This is a genomic window from Streptococcus mitis (genome assembly GCF_026782895.1).
Taxonomy (GTDB): Bacteria; Bacillota; Bacilli; order Lactobacillales; family Streptococcaceae; genus Streptococcus; species Streptococcus mitis_CB.
The window spans coordinates 69,478-83,303 of sequence record NZ_JAKUXJ010000002.1; the positions used below are offsets into that span (position 1 = coordinate 69,478).

13 protein-coding genes are annotated in these 13,826 nt (G+C 42.1%); all 13 read left to right on the forward strand.

Translation table 11 applies throughout. The features are described from left to right. Positions 1-16 precede the first annotated feature (16 nt). The 13 genes from glpO to MK480_RS02185 all read left to right on the forward strand — a co-directional run bounded on the left by glpO (position 17) and on the right by MK480_RS02185 (position 13,716). Complete coding sequence (gene glpO, locus MK480_RS02125) at positions 17-1,843, forward strand: type 1 glycerol-3-phosphate oxidase (RefSeq protein ID WP_261221551.1); 1,827 nt, start codon at positions 17-19, stop codon at positions 1,841-1,843. 69 nt (positions 1,844-1,912) lie between these two features. Next, positions 1,913-2,617, forward strand: a complete 705-nt coding sequence (locus MK480_RS02130; RefSeq protein ID WP_000980817.1) for an MIP/aquaporin family protein — start codon at positions 1,913-1,915, stop codon at positions 2,615-2,617. A 222-nt stretch (positions 2,618-2,839) separates the two neighbouring features. Beyond that, positions 2,840-2,971: a teichoic acid D-Ala incorporation-associated protein DltX gene (locus MK480_RS02135; RefSeq protein WP_000813667.1), complete on the forward strand. Its 132-nt coding sequence runs from the start codon at positions 2,840-2,842 to the stop codon at positions 2,969-2,971. 20 nt (positions 2,972-2,991) lie between these two features. After that, a complete protein-coding gene (gene dltA, locus MK480_RS02140) occupies positions 2,992-4,542 on the forward strand; it encodes a D-alanine--poly(phosphoribitol) ligase subunit DltA (protein WP_268707130.1) in 1,551 nt (516 codons plus the stop codon). Then, positions 4,539-5,783 (forward strand): D-alanyl-lipoteichoic acid biosynthesis protein DltB, encoded by a 1,245-nt coding sequence (gene dltB / locus MK480_RS02145; protein WP_049501953.1) that lies wholly within the window; start codon positions 4,539-4,541, stop codon positions 5,781-5,783. Before dltA ends, dltB begins: the two co-directional genes overlap by 4 nt. Before the next feature lie 13 nt (positions 5,784-5,796). Next, positions 5,797-6,036: a D-alanine--poly(phosphoribitol) ligase subunit DltC gene (gene dltC, locus MK480_RS02150; RefSeq protein ID WP_000351967.1), complete on the forward strand. Its 240-nt coding sequence runs from the start codon at positions 5,797-5,799 to the stop codon at positions 6,034-6,036. After that, positions 6,029-7,297, forward strand: a complete 1,269-nt coding sequence (dltD, locus tag MK480_RS02155; RefSeq protein WP_049543209.1) for a D-alanyl-lipoteichoic acid biosynthesis protein DltD — start codon at positions 6,029-6,031, stop codon at positions 7,295-7,297. The genes dltC and dltD overlap by 8 nt, the downstream gene beginning before the upstream one ends. Before the next feature lie 154 nt (positions 7,298-7,451). After that, the gene (adcR, locus tag MK480_RS02160; protein ID WP_001249308.1) at positions 7,452-7,892 is read left to right on the forward strand and encodes a zinc-dependent transcriptional regulator AdcR; all 441 of its coding nucleotides are present in this window, start codon (positions 7,452-7,454) and stop codon (positions 7,890-7,892) included. Further along, entirely contained in the window at positions 7,892-8,596 is a 705-nt protein-coding gene (locus tag MK480_RS02165) for a metal ABC transporter ATP-binding protein (protein ID WP_001269496.1), read from the forward strand. The genes adcR and MK480_RS02165 overlap by 1 nt, the downstream gene beginning before the upstream one ends. Next, the gene (locus tag MK480_RS02170; RefSeq protein ID WP_045612455.1) at positions 8,589-9,395 is read left to right on the forward strand and encodes a metal ABC transporter permease; all 807 of its coding nucleotides are present in this window, start codon (positions 8,589-8,591) and stop codon (positions 9,393-9,395) included. The genes MK480_RS02165 and MK480_RS02170 overlap by 8 nt, the downstream gene beginning before the upstream one ends. Positions 9,396-9,404: 9 nt before the next feature. Beyond that, positions 9,405-10,910 carry a zinc ABC transporter substrate-binding lipoprotein AdcA gene (gene adcA, locus MK480_RS02175; protein ID WP_049543207.1) on the forward strand — a complete coding sequence of 502 codons (1,506 nt, stop codon included), beginning with the start codon at positions 9,405-9,407 and terminating at the stop codon, positions 10,908-10,910. A 620-nt stretch (positions 10,911-11,530) separates the two neighbouring features. Beyond that, entirely contained in the window at positions 11,531-12,682 is a 1,152-nt protein-coding gene (locus MK480_RS02180) for an iron-containing alcohol dehydrogenase (RefSeq protein WP_045612453.1), read from the forward strand. A gap of 149 nt (positions 12,683-12,831) precedes the next feature. Beyond that, positions 12,832-13,716 (forward strand): SPFH domain-containing protein, encoded by an 885-nt coding sequence (locus tag MK480_RS02185; RefSeq protein WP_004235732.1) that lies wholly within the window; start codon positions 12,832-12,834, stop codon positions 13,714-13,716. Positions 13,717-13,826 lie beyond the last annotated feature (110 nt).

Below are 13,826 nucleotides of genomic sequence, written 5' to 3' on the forward strand. Positions count from 1 at the left end.
TAGAAAGTGTGTAAAAATGGAATTTTCAAAGAAAACACGTGAATTATCAATTCAAAAAATGCAGGAACGTACCTTGGACCTCTTGATTATCGGTGGAGGAATTACAGGGGCTGGTGTAGCCTTGCAGGCAGCAGCTAGTGGTCTAGATACTGGTTTGATTGAAATGCAGGACTTCGCAGAAGGGACATCCAGCCGTTCAACAAAACTGGTTCACGGAGGACTACGTTACCTTAAGCAATTTGATGTAGAAGTGGTATCAGATACAGTTTCAGAACGTGCTGTGGTTCAACAAATCGCTCCACACATTCCGAAACCAGACCCAATGCTCTTGCCAGTTTACGATGAAGATGGAGCTACTTTTAGCCTCTTCCGTCTTAAAGTAGCTATGGATCTTTACGACCTCTTGGCAGGTGTCAACAACACACCAGCTGCTAACAAGGTTTTGAGCAAGGAAGAAGTTTTGGAACGCCAGCCAAACTTGAAGAAAGAAGGTTTGGTAGGAGGTGGGGTTTACCTTGACTTCCGTAACAACGATGCGCGTCTCGTGATTGAAAATATCAAACGTGCCAACCAAGACGGTGCCCTCATTGCTAACCACGTGAAGGCAGAAGGCTTCCTCTTTGACGAAAGTGGCAAGATTACAGGTGTGGTAGCTCGTGATCTCTTGACAGACCAAGTCTTTGAAATCAAGGCCCGTCTGGTGATTAACACAACAGGTCCTTGGAGCGACAAGGTGCGCAATTTGTCTAATAAAGGAACGCAATTCTCACAAATGCGTCCAACTAAGGGAGTTCACTTGGTAGTGGACTCAAGCAAGATCAAGGTTTCGCAGCCAGTTTACTTTGACACTGGTTTGGGAGATGGTCGTATGGTCTTTGTTCTCCCGCGTGAAAACAAGACTTACTTTGGTACAACTGATACAGACTACACAGGTGATTTGGAACATCCAAAAGTGACTCAGGAAGATGTAGATTATCTACTTGGCATTGTCAACAACCGCTTCCCAGAAGCAAACATTACCATTGATGATATCGAAAGTAGCTGGGCAGGTCTTCGTCCATTGATCGCAGGCAATAGCGCTTCTGACTACAATGGAGGAAATAACGGAACCATCAGTGATGAAAGCTTTAACAACTTGATTGCGACTGTTGAATCTTATCTCTCTAAAGAAAAAACGCGTGAAGATGTTGAGTCTGCTGTCAGCAAGCTTGAAAGCAGTACCTCTGAGAAACATTTGGACCCATCTGCAGTTTCTCGTGGTTCTAGCTTGGACCGAGATGATAATGGTCTCTTGACCCTTGCTGGTGGTAAAATCACAGACTACCGTAAGATGGCTGAAGGAGCTATGGAGCGCGTGGTTGAAATCCTCAAAGCAGAATTTGACCGCAGCTTTAAACTCATTAACTCTAAGACCTACCCTGTTTCAGGTGGGGAATTGAACCCAGCAAATGTGGACTCAGAAATCGAAGCCTTTGCGCAACTTGGAGTGTCACGTGGTTTGGATAGCAAGGAAGCTCATTACCTAGCAAATCTCTACGGTTCAAATGCACCGAAAGTCTTTGCTCTTGCTCATAGTTTGGAACAAGCGCCAGGACTTAGCTTGGCAGATACTTTGTCACTTCACTATGCAATGCGCAATGAGTTGGCTCTTAGCCCAGTTGACTTCCTTCTTCGTCGTACCAACCATATGCTCTTTATGCGTGATAGTTTGGATAGCATCGTTGAGCCAGTTTTGGATGAAATGGGACGATTCTATGACTGGACTGAAGAAGAAAAAGCCGCTTACCGTGCGGATGTCGAAGCAGCTCTTGCTAACAACGATTTAGCAGAATTAAAAAATTAAGAAAAAATCAAAGAGGTGGAGGGCAGGCCTCCTTGTCGCCCGCCCCTTCTTTTTAATGGAGACAGAAAGATGATGAATGAATTATTTGGAGAATTTCTAGGGACTTTAATCCTAATTCTTCTAGGAAATGGTGTTGTTGCTGGTGTGGTTCTTCCAAAAACCAAGAGCAACAGCTCAGGTTGGATTGTGATTACGATGGGTTGGGGGATTGCAGTTGCAGTTGCAGTCTTTGTATCTGGAAAACTCAGTCCAGCTCATTTGAATCCAGCTGTGACAATTGGTGTGGCTTTAAAAGGTGACTTGCCTTGGGCATCAGTATTCCCTTATATCCTAGCCCAGTTCGCAGGGGCTATGCTCGGTCAGATTTTGGTTTGGTTGCAATTCAAACCGCATTATGAGGCAGAAGAAAATGCAGGCAATATCCTGGCAACCTTCAGCACTGGTCCAGCTATCAAGGATACAGTTTCTAACTTGATCAGCGAAATCCTTGGCACCTTTGTATTGGTATTGACAATTTTTGCTTTGGGACTTTATGACCTTCAAGCAGGTATCGGAACCTTTGCAGTGGGAACTTTGATTGTCGGTATCGGTCTATCACTAGGTGGGACAACAGGTTATGCCTTGAACCCAGCGCGTGACCTTGGACCTCGTATCATGCACAGTATCCTTCCAATTTCAAACAAGGGAGACGGAGACTGGTCTTATGCTTGGATTCCTGTTGTGGGACCTGTTATCGGTGCAGCCTTAGCCGTGCTTGTATTCTCACTTTTCTAATCTAGAAAACAATTATGTTGAAAAGCTTGAGATGAAAATCTCAGGCTTTTTTAAAAATATTCATAGAAAAACTGCATAATCTTTAAAATTAGCTTAAATGCAGTGAAAATGTACGGTAAACAATTGAAAAATTACCCTAAAAAATGGTACAATGGTAGAAAAATACTATAGTAAGAGTTCATCTTATTTAACAAAAATTACAGAAATGAATGGTTTTTCTTGATGAAACAGAGAAAAGAATTGTACCTCTTTCTTGGTCGGACAGCCTTGTATTTTCTTATCTTTCTAGGGCTGCTTTACTTCTTTAGCTATCTTGGTCAGGGTCAAGGAAGCTTTATCTATAATGAATTTTAACTTGAAGGAGAATTTCTATTGTGTCAAATAAACCAATAGCAGATATGATTGAAACCATAGAGCATTTTGCTCAGACACAGCCTAGCTATCCTGTTTACAATGTTTTGGGGCAGGAACACACTTATGGAGATTTGAAGGCTGATTCGGATAGTTTAGCTGCAGCCATCGACCAACTGGATTTACCAGAGAAGTCTCCTGTGGTTGTTTTTGGCGGCCAAGAATATGAAATGTTGGCAACCTTTGTAGCGCTGACTAAGTCAGGTCATGCCTACATTCCAATTGATAGCCATTCGGCCTTGGAGCGAGTTTCAGCTATTTTAGAAGTAGCAGAGCCAAGTTTGATTATTGCCATCTCAGAATTTCCATTGGAGCAGGTTTCTACACCGATGATGACTCTAGCTCAGGTTCAAGAAGCCTTTGCTCAAGGGACAAGCTATGAGATCACGCATCCAGTCAAGGGAGATGATAACTACTACATTATCTTTACTTCTGGTACGACTGGTAAGCCTAAGGGAGTGCAGATTTCCCATGATAACCTCCTCAGTTTTACCAACTGGATGATTACGGATAAGGAATTTGCGACGCCAAGTCGTCCGCAAATGCTGGCTCAGCCACCTTATTCTTTTGACCTGTCTGTCATGTACTGGGCGCCGACCTTGGCACTGGGTGGTACGCTTTTCGCTCTTCCTTCAGCTATTACTCAGGACTTTAAGCAACTCTTTGCGACCATCTTTTCATTGCCAATCGCTATCTGGACATCAACCCCTTCTTTTGCAGATATGGCCATGTTGTCTGAAGCCTTTAATAGTGAGAAAATGCCTGACATCACGCATTTCTACTTTGATGGCGAAGAATTGACGGTTAAAACGGCTCAAAAACTGCGCGAACGTTTCCCAAATGCCCGTATTATCAATGCCTACGGCCCAACAGAAGCGACAGTAGCCCTGTCAGCTGTTGCTGTGACAGACGAGATGTTAGCGACTCTCAAACGCCTACCAATCGGCTATACCAAGGCCGATTCTCCAACCTTTATCATTGACGAGGACGGCAATAAATTGCCAAATGGCGAACAGGGAGAAATCATTGTTTCGGGACCAGCTGTTTCAAAAGGTTATATGAACAATCCTGAAAAAACAGCGGAAGCCTTCTTTGAGTTTGAAGGTCTACCAGCATACCATACAGGAGATGTGGGAACTATGACAGATGAAGGCTTGCTTCTCTACGGCGGACGCATGGACTTCCAGATTAAGTTCAACGGTTACCGCATTGAGTTAGAAGATGTCTCTCAAAACCTCAACAAGTCTCGCTTTATCGAGTCTGCTGTAGCTGTGCCACGTTATAATAAAGACCACAAGGTGCAAAATCTATTGGCTTATGTCATCTTGAAAGACGGTGTTCGTGAGCAGTTTGAGCGAGATATTGATATTACCAAGGCTATCAAGGAAGATTTAACAGATATCATGATGTCCTACATGATGCCGTCTAAATTCCTTTATCGAGACAGTCTGCCACTGACTCCAAATGGAAAAATTGACATCAAAGGATTGATTAACGAGGTGAATAAGAGATGATGGAGTTCTTTCAACAGCTTCCTCATTTAGAGCCATATGGGAATCCTCAGTATTTTGTCTATGTGATTGCTGCAACCTTGCCCATCTTTATCGGTCTCTTTTTCAAGAAACGCTTTGCCTGGTACGAGGTATTGGTTAGTCTCTTCTTTATCGTCACCATGTTGGTAGGTGGGAAGACCAATCAGTTGGCTGCCTTGGGTATTTACCTTTGCTGGGAAATATTGCTCCTGCTTTTCTACAAGCATTATCGAAAAAGCAAGGATGGCAAGTGGGTCTTCTACCTAGTTAGCTTTCTATCCCTCCTTCCGATTATCTTTGTCAAGGTGCAGCCAGCTATCAATGGAACACAGTCTTTGCTTGGGTTTTTGGGAATTTCTTACCTGACCTTTCGTTCGGTTGGGATTATCATCGAGCTGAGAGATGGAGTGATTAAGGATTTTACCCTCTGGGAATTCCTCCGTTTTCTTCTCTTCATGCCGACTTTTTCAAGTGGTCCAATCGATCGCTTTAAGCGTTTTAATGAAAATTATCAGACCATTCCTGAGCGGGATGAGTTGATGGATATGCTGGATGAATCTGTTCGCTATATTATGTGGGGATTTTTATATAAGTTTATCCTAGCTCATGTTTTAGGAGAAACTTTACTACCTCCTCTGAAGAATCTAGCCCTGCAGTCAGGTGGCTTCTTTAACCCCTATGCCTTGGCAGTTATGTATACCTTTGGTTTGGAGCTCTTCTTTGACTTTGCAGGTTACTCTATGTTTGCCTTGGCTATCTCAAACTTAATGGGAATCCGTAGCCCCATCAACTTTAATAAGCCTTTTTTATCAAGGGATTTAAAGGAATTTTGGAATCGCTGGCATATGAGTCTCTCTTTCTGGTTCCGTGACTTTGTCTTTATGCGAATGGTCATGGTGTTAACCAGAAAGAAGGTCTTTAAGAATCGCAATGTAACCTCAAGCGTGGCCTATATTGTAAATATGCTGATTATGGGATTTTGGCATGGTGTGACCTGGTACTATATCGCCTATGGCCTCTTTCATGGACTGGGCTTGGTCATCAATGACGCTTGGATTCGCAAGAAAAAAACGCTCAATAAGGAGCGGAAAAAATCAGGGAAGCCTGCTCTACCTGAGAATCGCTGGATTCAGTTGCTTGGCATGGTTGTCACCTTCCATGTCGTCATGCTGTCATTCTTAATCTTTTCTGGATTTTTGAATGATTTATGGTTTAAAAAATAAAAGGAAATAAAATATGGATATCAAATCAGAAGTTATCGAAATTATTGATGAGTTGTTTATGGAAGATGTTTCTGACATGATGGATGAAGATCTTTTTGACGCAGGTGTCTTGGATAGTATGGGAACGGTTGAATTGATTGTGGAGATTGAAAACCGTTTTGACATTCGTGTCCCTGTAACAGAGTTTGGTCGTGACGACTGGAATACAGCTAATAAAATCATAGCTGGTATTGTGGAGCTACAAAATGCTTAAACGCTTATGGATGATCTTCGGACCGGTCTTGATAGCTGGTTTGTTGGTTTGTCTGCTTATCTTTTTCTATCCTGCTGAGATGCGCCATGATCTGGGAGCTGAAAAGCGTTCGGCGGTGGCTACTACCATTGAAAGTTTTAAGGAGCGGAGTCAAAAGGTCAGAGCCTTATCTGATCCAAATATGCGTTTTGTTCTCTTCTTTGGCTCCAGTGAATGGCTTCGTTTTGACGGTGCCCATCCTGCGGTATTGGCTGAGAAATACAACCGCTCTTATCGCCCCTATCTTTTAGGACAGAGGGGAGCTGCATCGCTCAACCAGTATTTTGGGATGCAACAGATGTTGCCACAACTGGAGAATAAACAAGTTGTATATGTCATCTCGCCCCAGTGGTTTAGTAAAAATGGCTATGAGCCAGCAGCCTTCCAGCAGTATTTTAATGGGGATCAGTTGACGAGTTTTCTGGAACATCAATCTGGAGATCAGGCTAGTCAATATGCAGCGACCCGCTTACTACAGCAGTTTCCAAATGTAGCTATGAAGGACCTGGTTCAGAAGTTGGCAAGTAAAGAAGAATTGTCGACGGCAGACAATGAAATGATTGAATTATTGGCTCGTTTTAATGAACGTCAAGCTTCCTTTTTTGGTCAGTTTTCGGTTAGAGGCTATTTCAAATACGATAAGCATGTAGCTAAGTATTTAAAGACCTTGCCAGATCAGTTTTCTTATCAAGCTATAGAAGATGTTGTCAAAGCAGATGCAGAAAAGAATACTTCTAATAATGATCTGGGAATGGAGAATTATTTCTATAATACACAGATTAAGAAGGATTTGAATAAATTAAAGGATTCTCAGAAAAATTTTACCTATCTCAAGTCGCCAGAATATAATGACTTGCAGTTAGTGTTGACACAGTTTTCTAAATCCAAGGTAAACCCGATTTTTATCATTCCACCTGTTAATAAAAAATGGATGGACTATGCTGGTTTACGAGAGGATATGTACCAACAAACGGTGCAGAAGATTCGCTACCAGTTAGAAAGTCAAGGTTTTACCAATATAGCAGATTTTTCTAAGGACGGTGGGGAAGCTTTCTTTATGAAGGATACCATTCACCTTGGTTGGTTAGGTTGGTTGGCATTTGATAAGGCCGTTGATCCTTTCCTATCCAATCCCACACCAGCTCCGACTTATCATCTGAATGAGCGCTTTTTCAGTAAAGACTGGGCGACTTATGATGGAGATGTCAAGGAATTTCAATAGATCATAATATAGAAGAGTTCAAGGATGAAACTAGTTTTCACGTTTTTTCTTGACTCTTTTTTTGGTTGTGATATAATTAACCAGTAAATAATTTTTCAAAGAATAGTATTTTTCTCTTAAAATAAAGAGAAGTCCAAAAGGAAAGGAGTCAGATATGAGACAGCTAGCGAAGGATATCGATGCCTTTTTAAATGAGGTGATTTTGCAGGCGGAAAATCAGCATGAAATCCTAATAGGTCATTGTACTAGCGAGGTAGCCCTGACCAATACTCAGGAGCACATTCTCATGCTCTTGTCAGAGGAATCTTTAACAAATTCAGAGTTGGCCCGTCGCCTCAATGTCAGTCAGGCGGCAGTTACCAAGGCCATTAAGTCTTTGGTCAAGGAAGGAATGTTGGAAACATCTAAAGATCCTAAGGATGCGCGTGTGATTTTTTATCAGTTGACTGATTTGGCTCGTCCAATCGCTGAGGAGCACCATCATCACCATGAGCATACACTTTTAACCTATGAACAAGTGGCGACTCAGTTTACTCCAAATGAACAAAAAGTTATTCAGCGGTTTTTGACTGCTTTAGTAGGAGAAATCAAATAATGAGATATATTACGGTAGAGGATTTATCCTTCTATTATGATAAGGAGCCCGTTCTTGAACATATCAATTATAGTGTTGATAGTGGGGAATTTGTTACCTTGACAGGGGAAAATGGGGCGGCTAAGACGACACTGATCAAGGCCAGTCTTGGAATCCTCCAACCACGCATTGGTAAGGTAACCATTTCAAAGACAAATACGCAGGGTAAGAAATTGAGAATAGCTTACCTTCCTCAACAGATTGCCAGTTTTAACGCTGGTTTTCCAAGTACGGTTTATGAATTTGTCAAGTCGGGTCGCTATCCACGAAAGGGTTGGTTCCGTCGTTTGAATGCTCATGATGAGGAGCATATCAAGGCTAGTTTGGACTCAGTTGGTATGTGGGAACACCGAGACAAACGCTTGGGTTCTCTATCTGGAGGACAAAAGCAGCGAGCGGTGATTGCGCGCATGTTTGCTTCGGATCCAGATGTGTTTATTCTAGATGAGCCGACAACGGGGATGGATGCAGGAAGTAAAAATGAATTTTACGAACTCATGCACCACAGCGCCCATCATCATGGTAAGGCTGTTTTGATGATTACCCATGACCCTGAAGAAGTTAAGGACTATGCGGACCGCAATATCCATCTAGTCCGTAATCAAGACTCGCCATGGCGTTGTTTCAACGTTCATGAGAATGATCAGGAGGTAGGCCATGCTTAGTTTATTATCTTATGACTTTATGCAGCGTGCCTTTCTGGCCGTTATTGCTATGAGTCTTTTCTCGCCAGTATTGGGAACCTTCCTTATCTTGCGTCGTCAGAGTTTGATGAGTGATACCCTTAGCCACGTCTCGCTTTCGGGTGTAGCCTTTGGTCTGGTTCTGGGGATTTCTCCGACTATTTCTACTATTGCTATTGTCTTGATTGCGGCAGTCTTCCTGGAGTATCTCCGTACGGTTTACAAGAACTTTATGGAAATCGGGACAGCTATCCTCATGTCAACAGGTCTGGCTGTTTCTCTGATTGTCATGAGCAAGGGTAAAAGCTCGAGTTCTATGAGTTTGGACCAGTACCTTTTCGGCTCAATCGTGACTATTAGCGAAGAGCAGGTCATTTCCCTCTTTGTCATTGCGGCGGTTGTCTTGATTTTGACCTTCCTCTTCCTTCGTCCTATGTATATCCTGACCTTTGATGAGGATACGGCCTTTGTGGATGGCTTGCCAGTTCGTACCATGTCCATTCTTTTTAACATGGTGACGGGGGTGGCCATTGCCCTTATGATTCCAGCTGCGGGAGCTCTTCTGGTATCGACCATTATGGTCTTGCCAGCTAGTATTGCCCTGCGTCTGGGGAAAAACTTTAAATCGGTTATGCTGCTTGCCAGTGCTATTGGATTTTTGGGAATGGTAGCAGGACTTTACATTTCCTACTATGCAGAAACACCTGCAAGTGCAAGTATTACCATTATTTTTGTAACTGTCTTTTTACTCATTAGTTTAGTAAGACGTTTTATCAAATAGGAGATGAACATGAAAAAAATTAGCTTATTACTCGCCAGTCTATGTGCCTTGTTTTTAGTGGCTTGTTCCAATCAAAAGCAGGCAGATGGCAAACTAAATATTGTGACAACCTTTTACCCTGTCTATGAATTTACCAAGCAAGTCGCAGGAGATACGGCTAATGTAGAGCTCCTAATCGGTGCTGGTACAGAACCCCATGAATATGAACCGTCTGCCAAGGCAGTTGCCAAAATCCAAGATGCAGATACCTTCGTTTATGAAAATGAAAACATGGAAACATGGGTTCCTAAATTGCTAGATACCTTGGATAAGAAAAAGGTCAAAACCATCAAGGCGACAGGCGATATGTTGCTTTTGCCAGGTGGTGAGGAAGAAGAGGGAGACCATGACCATGGAGAAGAAGGCCATCACCATGAGTACGATCCCCATGTTTGGTTATCACCAGTTCGTGCCATTAAACTAGTAGAGCACATCCGTGACAGCTTGTCAGCAGATTATCCTGATAAAAAAGAGACTTTTGAGAAGAATGCAGCTGCCTATATCGAAAAATTACAAGCCTTGGATAAGGCTTATGCAGAAGGCTTGTCTCAAGCCAAACAAAAGAGCTTTGTAACGCAACACGCAGCCTTTAACTATCTCGCCTTGGACTATGGACTCAAACAAGTCGCTATCTCAGGACTTTCTCCAGATGCCGAGCCATCAGCTGCTCGTTTGGCAGAATTGACAGAGTACGTCAAGAAAAATAAAATTGCCTATATCTACTTTGAGGAAAATGCTTCACAAGCCCTTGCTAACACACTTTCAAAAGAGGCAGGTGTCAAAACAGATGTCCTCAATCCTTTAGAAAGTCTGACAGAAGAGGACACCAAGGCTGGAGAAAACTACATTTCCGTGATGGAGAAAAACCTCAAGGCTCTGAAACAAACAACGGACCAAGAAGGCCCAGCAATTGAGCCTGAAAAGGCAGAGGATACCAAGACAGTTCAAAATGGTTACTTTGAAGATGCAGATGTCAAGGACCGCACCTTGAGTGACTATGCAGGTAACTGGCAATCAGTTTATCCTTTCCTTGAAGATGGAACCTTTGACCAAGTCTTTGACTACAAGGCTAAGTTGACTGGTAAGATGACTCAGGCTGAGTACAAGGCCTACTATACAAAAGGCTATCAGACAGATGTGACTAAGATTAACATTACTGATAACACTATGGAATTTGTTCAAGGTGGACAAAGCAAGAAATATACTTACAAGTATGTTGGTAAGAAAATCTTGACTTACAAGAAAGGAAATCGTGGTGTGCGCTTCCTCTTTGAAGCCACAGATGCTGATGCTGGACAATTCAAGTATGTTCAGTTTAGTGACCACAATATCGCCCCAGTTAAGGCAGAACATTTCCATATCTTCTTTGGAGGCACAAGCCAAGAAGCCCTCTTTGAAGAAATGGATAACTGGCCAACCTACTACCCAGATAACCTATCTGGACAAGAAATCGCCCAAGAAATGTTGGCGCATTGATGAGAAACCGACTAGTTCATAGGAGCTAGTCGGTTTTTGGATACTAGATGGTAACTTCATTATAAACCTTTCAGAACTTTAAACAATAAATAAAACTCTTGAAATATTTGGGCTTATATGTTAGAATAATTTTAACGGACAAGGTTCATTAGAACACCAAAGCCCCTAACTACTGCCATAGTTAAGGGCTTTTTTGACGTATCTTAGAGATTTAACGGGTGTTGATAGGCTAGTCACTCGGTCTACTTCTTACCATCTAGCCATTTGCAGACGAAATACAAGATAATTCCTGCTATGACGTCCGCTATAATAGTAAGAACGAGCTCTGGGGCAAGGTTCATTAGTTTCACCTCCTCTCACGAACCGTAAGGAACGTAATCGGTAACCGATGACAAAAATAGTATATCACACTACATTCAGATCATCAACATTGCTTAATGATTGAACTATATCTGTTCTACTTGTTTTGTTTGCTGATGGAAAATGATCTCATAAATAATAGTCAAATTCCACTCCTTTTAAAAATATTTGTTAGATATTTCACAAATGATTGAAAACGAATACAAAAAGTAATATAATGATGTTAAATATATAGCGCGAAGGCGCAGGAGGAAAATTATATGGCTACATTTTATGTTCCGGCAGTCAACCTTATTGGAAAAGGTGTTGTAAATGAAGTGGGTCCTTATATCAAGGAACTTGGCTATAAAAAGGCACTTTTGGTGACAGATAAGTTTATCGAAGGAAGTGACATTTTGCCTAAGGTTTTAAAACCGCTAGATACAGAAGGAATCGAATATGTCATCTTTAGCGATGTAGAGCCAAACCCTACTTGTAAGAATGTCACAGATGGGGTAGCTGCTTTGGAAGAACATGGATGTGATTTTATCATCAGTCTTGGTGGGGGCTCTCCACAGGATGCAGCTAGTTGTATCTCTATCATGGCTACAAATGGTGGAAAACCACAGGATTATGAAGGGCTTCATAAGTCTGCTAAAAAAGGCTTGCCAGTTGTAGCTATCAATACTACTGCAGGTACATCAGCAGAAATTACCATTAACTATGTGATTACCGACGAAGAACGCAAGGTTAAGATGGTAATGGTTGACAAGAATAGCCTTGCTCTTATCTCTGTTAATGACCCTGAATTGATGATTTCAAAACCTCAAGCCTTGACTGCTGCGACAGGTATGGATGCTCTGACTCACGCTGTTGAAGCTTTGGTAACACCTGGTGCTTATGATGTAACCAAGAAACTGTCTATTGGTGCTATTGAGCTTATCAAGGAATACCTTCCTCGCGCTGTAGCAAATGGACACGATATTGAAGCGCGTGAAGGTATGGTCAATGCTATTTTCCTTGGTGGTATGAGCTTTAACAATGCTGGTCTTGGTTATGTTCACTCAATGGCTCATCAACTCGGTGCAGTATATAACTTGCCACACGGTGTTTGCTGTGCCATGTTGCTACCAGTTATAGAACGTGAAAATGCTAAACGTGTACCAGAAGCTTTCCGCAATGTTGCTAAAGCCTTGGGACTCCATGTAGAGGATAAATCAGATGAAGAGTGTGCCGATTATGCGATTGCTGAGATTGAGAAGCTTTCTGAGACAGTAGGTATTCCTAAGAAATTGACTGAACTTGGTATTGAAGAAAAAGATTTCGACTTTGAATACCTTTCTAAGAATGCCTTGATTGATGCCTGCGCACCAGGAAACCCATTTATGCCAACCTTAGAAGAAACGATTGCCTTTTATAAAGAGTTGTTTTAGCAAGAGATTTGACGACAATGTGACAATTCACCTCTAATTATTGACATTTCAGGAAAAATTGCAGTAAAAACTGCACATCCTTCTTTAAATGTGCTATAATACAGAAAAAAATAATGATGGAGGTCGTCGCGATGGTAACAACATTTTTGATGATTTTTGTGGTGGTTTGTGTGCTCCTATTGGTGATAGTCACACTGAGTACAGTTTATGTGGTTCGTCAACAGTCGGTGGCGATTATTGAACGCTTTGGGAAATACCAAAAGGTTGCCAATAGCGGTATTCACATTCGCTTGCCTTTTGGGATTGACTCGATTGCAGCGCGGATTCAGTTGCGCTTGTTGCAAAGTGATATTGTGGTTGAGACTAAGACCAAGGACAATGTGTTCGTTATGATGAATGTAGCGACTCAGTACCGTGTCAATGAGCAGAGCGTGACAGATGCCTACTATAAACTCATGCGTCCAGAATCTCAGATTAAATCTTATATCGAAGACGCTCTTCGCTCTTCTGTTCCAAAATTAACCTTGGATGAATTATTTGAGAAAAAAGATGAGATTGCCCTTGAGGTTCAACACCAAGTAGCGGAAGAAATGACAACTTACGGTTATATTATCGTGAAAACCTTGATTACCAAAGTCGAACCAGATGCAGAAGTTAAGCAATCCATGAATGAAATCAATGCGGCGCAACGTAAGCGGGTTGCAGCGCAAGAATTGGCGGAAGCTGACAAGATTAAAATCGTCACTGCAGCTGAAGCCGAAGCAGAAAAAGACCGCCTTCATGGTGTGGGGATTGCCCAACAACGTAAGGCGATTGTGGATGGATTGGCAGAGTCTATCACAGAACTCAAGGAAGCCAATGTTGGCATGACAGAAGAGCAAATCATGTCCATCCTCTTGACTAACCAGTATTTGGACACTTTGAATACCTTTGCTTCTAAAGGAAATCAAACGATCTTTTTACCAAATACGCCAAATGGTGTGGATGATATCCGTACACAAATCTTGTCAGCCCTACGTGCTGAGAAGAAATAATAGACTAATACTCTTCGAAAATCAAATTCAAACCACGTCAGCGTCGCCTTGCCGTACTCAAGTACAGCCTGCGGCTAGTTTCCTAGTTTGTTCTTTGATTTTCATTGAGT

What these genes read in the sequence shown, in the direction of transcription:
- MK480_RS02165 (WP_001269496.1), top strand. Translation starts at nt 7,892, where the DNA reads ATGAGATATATTACGGTAGAGGATTTATCCTTCTATTATGATAAGGAG.
- dltB (WP_049501953.1), top strand. Translation starts at nt 4,539, where the DNA reads ATGATGGAGTTCTTTCAACAGCTTCCTCATTTAGAGCCATATGGGAAT.
- glpO (WP_261221551.1), top strand. Translation starts at nt 17, where the DNA reads ATGGAATTTTCAAAGAAAACACGTGAATTATCAATTCAAAAAATGCAG.
- MK480_RS02170 (WP_045612455.1), top strand. Translation starts at nt 8,589, where the DNA reads ATGCTTAGTTTATTATCTTATGACTTTATGCAGCGTGCCTTTCTGGCC.
- dltC (WP_000351967.1), top strand. Translation starts at nt 5,797, where the DNA reads ATGGATATCAAATCAGAAGTTATCGAAATTATTGATGAGTTGTTTATG.
- adcR (WP_001249308.1), top strand. Translation starts at nt 7,452, where the DNA reads ATGAGACAGCTAGCGAAGGATATCGATGCCTTTTTAAATGAGGTGATT.
- MK480_RS02135 (WP_000813667.1), top strand. Translation starts at nt 2,840, where the DNA reads ATGAAACAGAGAAAAGAATTGTACCTCTTTCTTGGTCGGACAGCCTTG.
- dltD (WP_049543209.1), top strand. Translation starts at nt 6,029, where the DNA reads ATGCTTAAACGCTTATGGATGATCTTCGGACCGGTCTTGATAGCTGGT.
- MK480_RS02130 (WP_000980817.1), top strand. Translation starts at nt 1,913, where the DNA reads ATGATGAATGAATTATTTGGAGAATTTCTAGGGACTTTAATCCTAATT.
- MK480_RS02180 (WP_045612453.1), top strand. Translation starts at nt 11,531, where the DNA reads ATGGCTACATTTTATGTTCCGGCAGTCAACCTTATTGGAAAAGGTGTT.
- MK480_RS02185 (WP_004235732.1), top strand. Translation starts at nt 12,832, where the DNA reads ATGATTTTTGTGGTGGTTTGTGTGCTCCTATTGGTGATAGTCACACTG.
- adcA (WP_049543207.1), top strand. Translation starts at nt 9,405, where the DNA reads ATGAAAAAAATTAGCTTATTACTCGCCAGTCTATGTGCCTTGTTTTTA.